Origin of the sequence: Pseudomonas sp. SWI7 (assembly GCF_006351945.1) — a bacterium.
GTDB lineage: Bacteria > Pseudomonadota > Gammaproteobacteria > Pseudomonadales > Pseudomonadaceae > Aquipseudomonas > Aquipseudomonas fulva.
In genome coordinates this window covers 4750864-4763055 of record NZ_CP040930.1, presented here as the reverse complement: position 1 = coordinate 4763055, position 12192 = coordinate 4750864, and the positions used below count along the sequence as shown (strand labels likewise).

Here is a 12192-nt window from a genome sequence, read left to right as displayed (position 1 = left end):
CAAGGCCGGCAATAACTAGAAATGAAAAGGAGCTTCTATCGTGAGACTGTTCAATTCGAGCGCACTGGCGTTAGCCATAGGTGCAGCAACCACCACCGTCCACGCCGATCCACAGAGCCAGGCCTACTTGCCGCTCACCCTCGCAGCCGAAAGCGCCCAAGCGCAGGCCAAGGGTTTCGTCGATGGCCAGAGCTTGGGCGGGACGACGCGCAACTGGTACGCCCGCGAACGCGCCACCCGCGCACCGCTGTGGCGCTACTACAAGAGCGACGGCACCCGTCACCCGACCCACACCCGTGAAAACTGGGTGCAAGGCACCATCCTCAACTACACCTCGGGCTTTACCCAGGGCACGGTGGGCTTTGCCGTGGAGGCAGCCGGCTATAACGCCATCGCCCTGCAGCAGGACCGCGAAGCGATCGCAGGTCCCAACAACCGTACCCTGACCCACAGCGACGGCGACGCCATCGGCCAGTGGAGCAAACTGGGGCTGGGCAACGTCAAGGCGCGTCTTTCCAATACCACCCTGACCCTCGGTCGCCAGGCCGTCGATACCCCGATGATCGCCTTTATCGGTAACCGCGCCCTGCCCTCCAGTTTTCAGGGCGCATTCCTGCACAGCGCTGAATTCGACAACCTGACGTTCGACCTGGGTACCTTCGACCGGGTCTCGCCCCGTACCGAGCAGAGCCTGAGCAAGTTCCGCAGCGAATACGGTGCGGCCGGGGTGGAAACGGACCGCGCCAGCACGGTCGGTATCAACTACCAGCCCCTCAAGAGCCTGACCACCAGCCTGTATGCCACCAAGGTCGACGATTTCTGGAACCAGTACTACTTCGGCGCCAATCACATGTTCGGCGACAGCGCCGTGCTCAGCCTGTCCACGGGCCTCAACTACTACAAGACCGTGGACGCCGGCAGCCGCAAGATGGGCGAAATCGACAACGACACCTACAGCCTGTCGCTGGGCCTGACCCATCAGGCGCACACCCTCACCGCCGCCTGGCAGCAGGTCAATGGCAACGAGTATTTCGACTACCTCCACGAAACCAACGGCATCTACCTGGCCAACTCGCTGCTGTCGGACTTCAACGGCCCGAACGAGAAATCGCTGCAGTTATCCTATGTGCTCAACATGGCTTACTACGGCGTGCCAGGGCTGAAATTCAACCTGTACAACGCCCGGGGCTGGGGCATCGACGGCACCCATTACCGCGGTAGCGCCTATGACGTCCAGGGCCTCGATGGCGAGACCCATTACGAGTGGGGTATCGGCACCAGCTACGCCGTACAGAGCGGACCGCTCAAGGACACCAGCATCCGCGCCACCTACACCACACACCGCGCAAGCAAGGCACAGGGCGATGGCAGCCTGAACGAATTCAGGCTCGTGACCACCATCCCGTTCAACATCCTCTGACCGGCCGCCTGGCCCGCTTGCCAGCGGGTCGGGCGTCAGGCTGGAGCACAACGCAGGGAGAATTGATCCATGCACGCTGTGACCAAGAAGACATCGGCGCTGCGGCTGTTGCTGGCAACGCTGCTTTTGGGCAGTACATCCCAGCTGGCCGCCAAGCCGCTGGTGGTGTGCACCGAGGCCAGCCCCGAAGGGTTCGATGTGGTGCAATACACCACGGCGGTGACGTTCGACGCGGCGGCCGAAACCCTCTTCAACCGCCTGGTGGACTTCAAGCCCGGCACCACGGATGTCCAACCGGCCCTGGCCGAGCGTTGGGACATCTCCTCCGACGGCCTGACCTATACCTTCCACCTTCGCCGAGGGGTCAAGTTCCACACCACCGACTATTTCAAGCCCAGCCGCGACCTGAACGCCGACGATGTGCTGTGGAGCTTGCGCCGCCAGCTTGACCCGAGCCACCCCTGGCACGACAAGACCAGCATCGGCTACCCCTACTTCGAGAGCATGGCCTTCAATTCGTTGCTCAAGTCGGTGGACAAGACCGACGACTACACCGTGGTGATCACCTTGACCCGGCCAGAGGCGCCTTTGCTGCGCGACATGGCCATGGGCTTCACGTCCATCTACTCCGCCGAGTACGGTGATCAGTTGTTGGCAGCCGGCAAGACGGCAGAGCTCAACAGCAAGCCAATCGGCACAGGGCCGTTCATTTTCCAGCGCTACAACAAGGATGCCCAGGTCCGCTTCAAGCCCAACCCTGACTATTTCCGGGGCAAGCCGCCCGCCGATGCCCTGATTTTCGCCATCGCCACCGACAGTAATGTTCGCCTGCAAAAGTTGCGCGCCAACGAGTGCCAGGTTGCGTTGTACCCCAAACCGGACGATGTACCGTCGATCGTGGCGGACCCGCGCCTGAAGGTCGCCCAGACCGAAGCGCTGGTGACCGGTTACATCGCCATGAACACCCAGCATCCGTACCTGAGTGATGTACGCGTGCGCAAGGCGATCAACATGGCCTTCGACCGCCAGACCCACGTCGACCAGCTATTCGGCAAAGGCAACGCGCTGGTGGGCGTCAACCCGTATCCCCCTTCGATGATCGGCTACAACACCGACAACCAGAACCCGCCACGCGATCTCGACCAGGCGCGTGCGCTGCTAAAACAAGCCGGTGTCCCCCAGGGCACGGTCATTACCCTGTTCACCCGCAATGGCGGCGGCCCGACTAACCCGAACCCGCGACTGTCCGCCGAGATGCTTCAGGCCGACCTGGCGCAGATCGGCCTGAAGTTGGATATCCGTGTCATGGAGTGGGCCGAAATGCTGCGCCGTGCCAAGAAAGGCGAGGCGGACCTGGTGTCCAGTGGCTGGGCCGGCGACAACGGCGACCCGGACAACTTTCTCACCCCCCTGCTCAGTTGCGAGGCGGCTAGTAATGGCGAGAACTATGCACGCTGGTGCAACTCGAAATTCCAGGCATTGATCACACGCGCCCGCGAGGTGAGCGACAACGAGGAGCGTGCCAGGCTCTATAGCGAGGCATTGACGGTGTACGATGAGGACCAGCCCTGGATCAGCATGGCCCACCCCAAGGTGTTCACGGCCATGCGTGAGAACGTGGAGGGCTACGTGATCAGCCCCTTGACCAGCAACAACTTCGCTACCACCCGAGTGAAGTAGAACAACAACGACCGCCGTTGCCCTGTGGGCAGCGGCGGCACTGCCGTGGCAGGTACCTGCCATGCGGCCTGATGAGGTAACTGCGACCATGTTGAGTTTTATTGCCCGGCGCTTGGGCCTGTTGATCCCGACCTTTTTCGGCATCACCTTGCTGACCTTCGCGCTGATACGCCTGATCCCCGGTGACCCGGTGGAAGTGATGATGGGCGAACGCAGGGTCGACCCGGAAATGCACGCCCAGGCCATGGAGCGCCTGGGCCTGAACAAACCGTTGCCGGCCCAGTACCTGGACTACATCGGCAAGCTGGCCCAGGGCGACCTGGGCGAGTCGCTGCGCACGCGCGAGAGCGTATGGAGCGAGTTCACCACCTTGTTCCCGGCCACCCTGGAACTGGCCATGGCCGCCTTGCTGTTCGCCGGCGTGGTCGGCTTGCTGGCCGGGGTGATCGCCGCGCTCAAGCGCGGGTCGCTGTTCGACCATGGGGTGATGGGGATTTCGCTGGCGGGCTACTCGATGCCGATCTTCTGGTGGGGCCTGATCCTGATCATGTTCTTCTCGGTGAGCCTGGGCTGGACCCCGGTATCCGGGCGCATCGACCTGCTCTATGACATCGAGCCCAAGACCGGTTTCATGCTCATCGACACCCTGCTCAGCGACGAAGAGGGTTCGTTCAAGGATGCCGTGATGCACCTGATTCTGCCGGCCATCGTACTGGGTACCATCCCGCTGGCGGTGATCGCACGCATGACGCGTTCCTCCATGCTCGAAGTGTTGCGCGAGGACTACATCCGCACGGCGCGTGCCAAGGGGCTGTCCCCGGCCCGGGTCGTGTTCATGCACGGCTTGCGCAACGCCCTGATTCCCGTCCTGACCGTGTTCGGCCTGCAGGTCGGCACCTTGCTGGCCGGTGCGGTGTTGACCGAAACCATTTTCTCCTGGCCGGGCATCGGCAAATGGCTGATCGAAGCCATCGGCGCCCGTGACTACCCCGTGGTCCAGAACGGCATTCTGTTGATTGCCTGCCTGGTGATCCTGGTCAACTTCGTCGTGGACATTCTCTACGGCCTGGCCAATCCACGCATCCGTCATCAGCGCTGAGGCCCCGTCATGACCAACCCGACTGCAAAAACCTTGTCCCCGGTCAGCCCGGTGGACCAGAGCCTTCTCTACCCCTCGCCCTACAAGGAATTCTGGCAGGCCTTCGCGCGCAACAAGGGCGCGGTGATGGGCCTGGCGTTCATGTGCGTGGTGGTGTTCTGCGCGCTGTTCGCGCCCTGGGTCGCGCCCCACGACCCCAGCGAGCAGTACCGCGACTTTCTGCTCACCCCCCGGTGTGGCTGGAGGGTGGCACTTGGCAGTTCATCCTGGGCACCGATGAGCTTGGCCGCGACCTGCTCTCGCGCTTGATCCAAGGGGCGCGCCTGTCCTTGCTGATTGGCTTGTCCTCGGTGGTGATATCGTTGATCCCCGGCATTCTGCTCGGGTTGCTGGCGGGCTTCTTCCCGCACTTCGTCGGCCCTTCGATCATGCGCCTGATGGACGTGATGCTGGCCCTGCCCTCGCTGCTGCTGGCCGTCGCCATCGTCGCCATCCTCGGCCCTGGCCTGATCAACACCGTGATCGCCATTGCCATCGTCTCGCTGCCCTCCTACGTGCGCCTGACCCGCGCCGCCGTGATGGGCGAGCTGAACCGCGACTACGTCACCGCTGCCCGGCTGGCAGGCGCTGGGCTGGGGCGCCTGATGTTCGTGACCGTGCTGCCCAACTGCATGGCGCCGCTGATCGTGCAGGCCACCTTGAGCTTTTCCTCGGCCATTCTCGACGCCGCCGCCCTGGGCTTCCTGGGCCTTGGTGTGCAACCCCCGACGCCGGAGTGGGGCACCATGCTGGCCTCGGCCAGGGATTACATCGAGCGCGCCTGGTGGGTGGTGAGCCTGCCGGGCCTGACCATCCTGCTCAGCGTACTGGCGATCAACCTGATGGGTGATGGCCTGCGCGATGCGCTCGACCCCAAACTCAAGAACGCCGCCTGAGGAGCACACCCATGTCTTTGTTGCAGATCAACAACCTCAACGTGCGTTTTGGCGACGCGGACGCCGTGCCAGTGGTGGACGGGCTGGACTTACAGGTTCAAGCCGGCGAAATCCTGGCCATCGTCGGCGAGTCCGGCTCGGGCAAATCGGTGACCATGATGGCCCTGATGGGCCTGGTCGAGGCCCCTGGCCGGATCACGGCCGATGCCATGACATTCGACGGTACCGACATGCTCACCCTCAGCGGCCGGCAACGGCGCAAGGTGGTCGGCAAGGACATCGCCATGGTCTTCCAAGACCCCATGACGGCCCTGAACCCCAGCTACACCGTGGGTTATCAGATCGAAGAAGTCCTGCGTCAACACCTGGGCCTCAAGGGCAAGGCGGCGCGGCAACGGGCCCTGGAACTGCTGCAGAAGGTCGAGATCCCGGCCGCCGAAAGCCGCCTGGACGCTTATCCGCATCAACTGTCCGGCGGCATGAGCCAACGGGTGGCCATCGCCATGGCCATCGCCGGTGAGCCGAAGCTGCTGATCGCCGATGAGCCGACCACGGCGCTGGACGTGACCATCCAGGCGCAGATCATGGAGCTGCTGGTCAACCTGCAACAGGAGCGCAACATGGCCCTGATCCTGATCACCCATGACCTGGCGGTAGTGGCCGAGACCGCGCGCCGGGTGTGCGTGATGTATGCAGGCCAGGCCGTGGAGGTGGGCCAGGTGCCAGAGCTGTTCGACGTCCCTGCCCACCCCTATACCGAAGCCCTGCTGGCGGCGATTCCCGAACACAGCCTGGGTGCCGAGCGCTTGGCTACCCTGCCTGGCATCGTCCCGGGCCGCTATGACCGGCCAACGGGTTGCCTGCTGTCACCGCGTTGCCCTTATGTGCAGGACAACTGCCGACACCAGCGCCCGGCCCTGGACCCCAAGGCCCAGAGCCTGGCCCGTTGTTTCTACCCACTGAACCAGGAGGTGGCGTGATGGCCGTCGTTCTATCGGCCCGGGACCTGACCCGGCATTACGAAGTCTCCCGCGGGTTGTTCAAGGGCCATGCGCTGGTGCGCGCGCTCAATGGCGTTTCGTTCGAACTGGAGGCGGGCAAGACGTTGGCGGTAGTCGGTGAGTCCGGTTGCGGCAAGTCGACCCTGGCCCGCGCCCTGACCCTGATCGAGCAGCCCACCTCAGGCTCGCTGCAGATTGCAGGTACCGAGGTCACCGGAGCCAGCAAGGCCGAGCACAAGCAACTGCGCCGGGACGTGCAGATGGTCTTCCAGAGCCCTTACGCCTCGCTCAACCCGCGGCAGAAGATCGGTGACCAGCTGGCCGAGCCTTTGCTGATCAACACCGCGCTGAGCAAGGCGCAGCGCCGTGATAGGGTGCAGAAGATGATGGAGCAGGTGGGGCTGCGCCCGGAGCATTACCAGCGCTATCCGCACATGTTCTCCGGTGGGCAGCGTCAGCGTATCGCGCTGGCACGGGCCATGATGTTGCAGCCCAAGGTGTTGGTGGCCGACGAGCCGACATCTGCACTGGATGTGTCCATCCAGGCCCAGGTGCTGAACTTGTTCATGGACATGCAGCAGCAGTACGGTACCGGTTATGTATTCATCTCCCACAACCTGGCGGTAGTACGTCACGTGGCTGACGATGTGCTGGTCATGTACTTGGGCAGGCCGGCGGAGATGGGGCCCAAAGCCGATATCTACGAAAAGCCGCTGCATCCGTACACCCAGGCTCTATTGTCTGCCACACCCGCTATTCATCCAGACCCGTCCAAGCCGCGCATCCGCATTGCCGGTGAGCTGCCCAACCCGCTCAACCCGCCGGATGGCTGCGCTTTTCACAAACGCTGCCCCTACGCGACCGATCGCTGCGCCAATGAGGTGCCGGCGTTCAGGCAAGTGGAAACCCGGCAGGTGGCTTGTCATTATGCGGAGCAGTTTCTTTAACGAAGGTACGGCGCGGTCGGTCGGGCGGACCGCCACGACCGCTCCGAATTCACTCACCATCAGAAGCGACGCAAGGCAGCAGACCGACAAATGAGACATAAACGAAAAGGGCCGCTAAGCGGCCCTTTTCGTCAGTGCATGAACAGTGCAATCAGAATGATGACTGGAATCGGTACACCCAGCATCCATAGCAATATCGAGCGCATTTTCGTTCTCCTTACTTAGCGTTGAATGGTGCGGTGAGCGACGTAGTCGCCTTCGAGCCACTGAACCTGGTCGCGACGACGACCACCGTACAGCGCGGCCAGGCTGGCGAAGAAGGCGCCGCACAGCAGGGCCACGAAGGTCCACAGGGCAGTCCAGGCAGCCACTTTGGCAGCGGTGTCTGCAGCCTGCTTGGCATCGGTTTTCAGTTGCTGAACCTGAGCCATGACCTGATCGACGCGAGCTTCGGCTTCCGGTTGGGAAAGGCGGGTGCGCTGGGCAACCAGCTGCGCCAGGTAGGCACGGTCTTCAGGTGCCAGGGCGCCGTCACCGGCAAAGCCTTTGGCCAGGATGCGAGCGGCAACACCGTTGGCCGCATCATCGCTGACAGGCGCCGGGCCCTCGCCACGGAACAGGCCGTCGACGAAGTAGTCCAGGGACTCATCCGAGGCATTGGAAGCGGCAGCGCCACCGGCAGCGGCGGTCATGCCGGCCGCTTGAGTGGCTGCACTGGCACCAGCGCCCACGATGTTGCCGGCTGTGCCCAGTACCAGCATGGCCGTTACCAGGGTAGCCACGGCCCACGACAGGAAGCCGTGTGCAGTGTCGCGGAAATACACTTCGTCGCCGTGCAGATTGGCCCATTTCACGCGCAGACGGCCGGCAATGTAGCCGCCCATGCCCGAAGCGATGATCTGGGTCAGCAGCAACCAGACAATGGTAGAGATGCCCAGGGCTTTCGCACTGGCCCCTTCATCTGCCCACGGCGAGGTCGCGGCAAAGCCGAGCCCTGCACCGAGTACCACCAGAAGGAGGGAGATGGCAGCAGCACCGGCTGCGCCAGCAAAGATTGCTGCCCAGGAAACACCTGAGCGGCTTTGTGTATCGACAACGGGATAGTCGGCAGATGAGATCATGATGTGGTCGCCTGTGTTGTTAGCGAGAAGTCCATTCGCGCATTAAACGTTGCAGCGGCTGTGCCAGTTGCCGTAAAAAATCACGCCCTTTGAAATCAACAACTTACAAAAACAGGTTAATTATTGACCGTGCAAAATGCGCGAATCGACCTGTAGCGTCAGGTGTTCTGCATTCTTGTCGCCACGCCAGGGAAAGGGCATGATCCGTCCATGACCCTGCCCGATGGCCCGTCCCAGACACCGATTACCGCCGACACCGTGATGCGCTACCACCTGTGCTGGAAGCATCGTGATCTCGATGGCGTGATGGCGCTGTACCACCCCGACATTCAATACCACGACTTCTTTCAGAACCGTGTGCTGGGCCATGCCGAGCTGCGTACGTACGTGGGCGCCTGCCTGCCCCATGCCGCCGGCGAGGACATCGTGCACAGCGACCGTATCCGCGTCGATGGCTGCACGGCGTATATTCAGTACCAAGTCACCGTGCAGGGCGGGGACGGCCTGGTGGCGTTCCAGTCCAGCGAGGCGATCACGGTCAAGGACGGTCTGATCTGGCAGGTCAATGAATACGCCACACTCGTGCGTCAGCACAGCGCAAGCAGCACCAGTCGCACCTCACGGCCCGCCACCAGCCGGCTTGGGCTGTCCCCGCGCCAGTTGTCTACCATGGCGCAAGACCTTGAGCACTACTTCCAGCGACATCGTCCGTACCTGGATCCTGACTTGAGTTTGCAACAGGTCGCCCAGGCCAGCGGTTACAGCCGCAATCAGATTTCCTACTTGCTGAACCAGGTGCTGGGTCAGCGTTTTTACCGCTACGTCAACCAAGCCCGCCTTCAGCACCTGATGACGATCCTGGCGAATGACAGCGGCCAGACGTCCATCGATGACCTGGCGTTCAACGCCGGTTTCAACTCGCTGTCCGCGTTCTACAAATGCTTCCGCGAGCATACCGGGCTGACGCCAAAGGCCTATCTAAAACAGATTTCCTCGCGTGCACGCACGTAAGACAACCGCTGGCGTTGGCCACTAGCATCGCTCCATCACCTGATCGCTTGTGGAGCCCGGCCCATGCAGCCTCTGCGTACACTCAGCTTGTGGATGGACCAGCTGCAAGAGCCGCTGTGTGCGCGCCCTGCCCTGCGTGAAAATGTCGAGGCCGACGTCTGCATCATCGGCGCTGGCTACACAGGCCTGTGGACCGCTTACTACCTCAAGCGCCAGGCACCGCACCTCAATGTCGTGGTAATCGAGGCCAACATCGCAGGGTTTGGCGCCTCGGGGCGCAACGGCGGGTGGTTGATGGGCAATTTGCTGGGTGAAGATCGCCTGTTGGCCAGCCTGTCGCCGGTTCAGCGCCGCGCCAGCATCGAGCTGCTGCATGACATTCCAGACGAAGTACAGCGCGTGTTGCACCGCGAACAGCTCGATTGCGACTACCGCAAGGGCGGCGTGTTGTACTGCGCAGCCCGTTATCCCGAGCAGGAGCGAAGCCTGCGTGCCTACCTGGATCACTTGTACAACCTGGGCATGACCGAGGACGATTACCACTGGCTGCGTCCAGCGCAACTGCAGGGCCAGTTGCGCGTAAGCAATGCCTATGGGGCTATCTACAGCCCGCACACGGCCACGATTCAGCCGGCCAAGCTCGTCCGTGGCCTGGCCAGCGCAGTCGAGGCCCTGGGGGTGCCGATCTACGAAAACACACCGGCGCTGGACTGGAAACCTGGCGAAGTGACCACCCCGTTGGCACGCCTGCGGTGCAACTGGATCGTCCCGGCGGTGGAAGGCTATGCCGCCAGCTTGCCGCCGTTGGGCAAACACCAGTTGCCGGTTCAGAGCCTGATGGTCGCTACCGAGCCTTTGCCTGAGGCCATTTGGGCGCAGATCGGCCTCGACCAGGGACAAGCCTTCAGCGAGGGCAGCCGACAGGTGACCTATGGTCAGCGCACTGCCGATGATCGGCTGGTGTTCGGTGCCCGAGGTGGCTACCGCTTCGGTGGCAGGTTGCGTGAGGACTTCAACCTCCAGGCCCATGAAATCGAGCTGCGTCGCTACCTGTTCAGCGAGCTGTTTCCCCAACTGCGCCATGTACGCATCACCCATTCGTGGGGTGGCAACCTGGGTATGGCGCGGCGCTTCCAGCCGCACATGCTGTGCGACCGCCAGCGGGGTATCGCGTTGGCCGGTGGCTACGGCGGTGAAGGCGTAGGCGCGACCAACCTGGGTGGTCGCACCCTGGCTGCACTTATCCTGAATCAGCAGAACGCACTCACCGGGCAGCCTTGGGTACATGACAACAGGCCGCTATCGAGCCTGGCCAGCTGGCCCCCGGAGCCCAGCCGCTGGCTGGGGTACAACGCCATCATCCAGAGTTTCGTCCACGAGGACCGTACCCTGGCCAACCCCGCGACACCGCCATGGAGACGGCAACTGGCCAGCAAGCTGGCAGATTTCATGGAAGGTTTCATGCACTGATTCTTCACCCAAACAGGACCGACCTTTCATGAGCATCACTCAGTTCAAACGGGCAGACAGCGCCGTTTTGCAGTCCAGCAGCCCTGTCGCCGTACCGCTCGGCCAACCCGTGGCGGTGACATCGACCACGAGCGTGCAACGCAGCGATGGCGTGGAGACGGGAATCTGGGAATGCACCCCAGGGCGCTGGCGACGGCAAATCACGCAACAGGAGTTCTGCCACTTCATCAAGGGGCGCTGCACCTTCACCCCTGACGATGGCGAGCCCCTGGTCATAGAAGCCGGAGACGCATTGATGCTACCGGCCAACAGCACTGGCACCTGGGATATCCAGGAAACCGTGCGCAAGACCTACGTACTTATCTTCTGATCCGCTGATCGCCTGCCTTCGATAACAACACACAAAGCAAGGTAACCCGATATGCGCACGCTTATCATCGCCCCCTTGATGCTGGCCGCCAGCGTGGCCAGCGCGGCAGAAACCGTCAAGATCTACAACTGGTCCAGTTACATCGCGCCCGACACCTTGAAGCAGTTCCAGCAAGCCACCGGCATCGTGCCCACCTACGACGTCTATGACAGCAACGAGACCCTCGATGGCAAGTTGATGACCGGCAATTCCGGCTACGACGTGGTGTTTCCCTCCAACCATTTCATGGCCCGGCAAATCCAGGGCAAAGCCCTCAAGCGCCTGGACAAGTCGCAGTTGCCCAACTGGAAGAACCTCAACCCAGTGCTGCTCAAGGCCCTGGAGGGCAATGACCCAGGCAACCAGTACGGGTTCCCGTACCTCTGGGGCAGCACGGGCATCGGCTACAACATCGACAAGGTCAAAGCCGTATTGGGCGACGACGCGCCGGTCGACTCCTGGGACCTGATCTTCAAGCCGCAGTACATGAGCAAGCTCAAAGGTTGTGGCGTGGCGGTGCTGGACAATGGCCCCGAGTTGCTACCCATCGCCTTGCATTACCTGGGGCTGCCCCACCATAGCCAGAACCCGGCCGACTACGACAAGGCCAAGGCGCTGCTGATGCAGGTGCGGCCGTACATCAGCTATTTCCATTCATCCAAGTACACGGCGGACCTGGCCAATGGCGACGTCTGCGTGGTGGTCGGGTTCTCGGGGGACGTGCTCCAGGCAAAGAACCGCGCCGAGGAGGCCCACAACGGGGTCAAGGTCGGCTACTCGATACCCAAGGAGGGGGCGCCGATGTGGTTCGACATGGTGGCCATGCCCGCCGATGCGCCGGATGAAAAGGCCGGGTATGCCTACATGAACTACCTGCTGGAGCCGCAGGTAATGGCCGCCATCAGCAATCATGTGCAATACGCCAACGCCAACCTGCAAGCCGATGCGCTGGTTGACCCGGCGCTCAAGGCCAACACCATGATCTATCCGAGCGAAGCGGTGATGGGCAAGTTGTACGCGCTAGAAGCGATGCCGGCCAAGATAGACCGCATCAGGACGCGTATCTGGACCAGTGTGAAGGCGGGCAACTGATGCCTGC

Annotated in this window: 10 protein-coding genes and 1 pseudogene; 10 read left to right on the top strand and 1 reads right to left on the bottom strand. The window is 62.4% G+C overall.

The window, feature by feature from the left end:
• The first annotated feature begins 40 nt into the window (after positions 1–40).
• The 6 genes and pseudogenes from FH041_RS21820 to FH041_RS21795 all read left to right on the top strand — a co-directional run bounded on the left by FH041_RS21820 (position 41) and on the right by FH041_RS21795 (position 7082).
• Positions 41–1420 (top strand): OprD family porin, encoded by a 1380-nt coding sequence (locus FH041_RS21820; protein ID WP_027913716.1) that lies wholly within the window; start codon positions 41–43, stop codon positions 1418–1420.
• Positions 1421–1489: 69 nt separating this feature from the next.
• Positions 1490–3100, top strand: a complete 1611-nt coding sequence (locus FH041_RS21815; protein WP_132578303.1) for an ABC transporter substrate-binding protein — start codon at positions 1490–1492, stop codon at positions 3098–3100.
• An 88-nt stretch (positions 3101–3188) separates the two neighbouring features.
• Positions 3189–4199 (top strand): ABC transporter permease subunit, encoded by a 1011-nt coding sequence (locus FH041_RS21810; RefSeq protein ID WP_027913714.1) that lies wholly within the window; start codon positions 3189–3191, stop codon positions 4197–4199.
• Positions 4200–4208: 9 nt separating this feature from the next.
• A pseudogene (locus FH041_RS21805) lies at positions 4209–5134 on the top strand (ABC transporter permease subunit).
• An 11-nt stretch (positions 5135–5145) separates the two neighbouring features.
• Positions 5146–6114, top strand: a complete 969-nt coding sequence (locus FH041_RS21800; RefSeq protein ID WP_027913712.1) for an ABC transporter ATP-binding protein — start codon at positions 5146–5148, stop codon at positions 6112–6114.
• Complete coding sequence (locus tag FH041_RS21795) at positions 6114–7082, top strand: peptide ABC transporter ATP-binding protein (protein ID WP_104926503.1); 969 nt, start codon at positions 6114–6116, stop codon at positions 7080–7082. The genes FH041_RS21800 and FH041_RS21795 overlap by 1 nt, the downstream gene beginning before the upstream one ends.
• A 221-nt stretch (positions 7083–7303) precedes the next feature.
• Here FH041_RS21795 and FH041_RS21790 read toward each other — a convergent pair whose 3' ends face one another.
• On the bottom strand, positions 7304–8203 hold the full coding sequence (locus FH041_RS21790; RefSeq protein ID WP_027913710.1) for a hypothetical protein: 900 nt from the start codon (positions 8201–8203) through the stop codon (positions 7304–7306).
• Positions 8204–8413: 210 nt separating this feature from the next.
• Here FH041_RS21790 and FH041_RS21785 point away from each other — a divergent pair, with 210 nt between their 5' ends.
• The 4 genes from FH041_RS21785 to FH041_RS21770 all read left to right on the top strand — a co-directional run bounded on the left by FH041_RS21785 (position 8414) and on the right by FH041_RS21770 (position 12185).
• Positions 8414–9214 carry an AraC family transcriptional regulator gene (locus tag FH041_RS21785; protein WP_027913709.1) on the top strand — a complete coding sequence of 267 codons (801 nt, stop codon included), beginning with the start codon at positions 8414–8416 and terminating at the stop codon, positions 9212–9214.
• Positions 9215–9277: 63 nt separating this feature from the next.
• Positions 9278–10684 (top strand): FAD-binding oxidoreductase, encoded by a 1407-nt coding sequence (locus FH041_RS21780; RefSeq protein ID WP_140175061.1) that lies wholly within the window; start codon positions 9278–9280, stop codon positions 10682–10684.
• A gap of 28 nt (positions 10685–10712) precedes the next feature.
• Positions 10713–11054 (top strand): cupin domain-containing protein, encoded by a 342-nt coding sequence (locus FH041_RS21775; RefSeq protein WP_028687039.1) that lies wholly within the window; start codon positions 10713–10715, stop codon positions 11052–11054.
• Positions 11055–11105: 51 nt separating this feature from the next.
• Complete coding sequence (locus FH041_RS21770; protein WP_027913706.1) at positions 11106–12185, top strand: polyamine ABC transporter substrate-binding protein; 1080 nt, start codon at positions 11106–11108, stop codon at positions 12183–12185.
• The last annotated feature ends 7 nt before the right edge of the window (positions 12186–12192 follow it).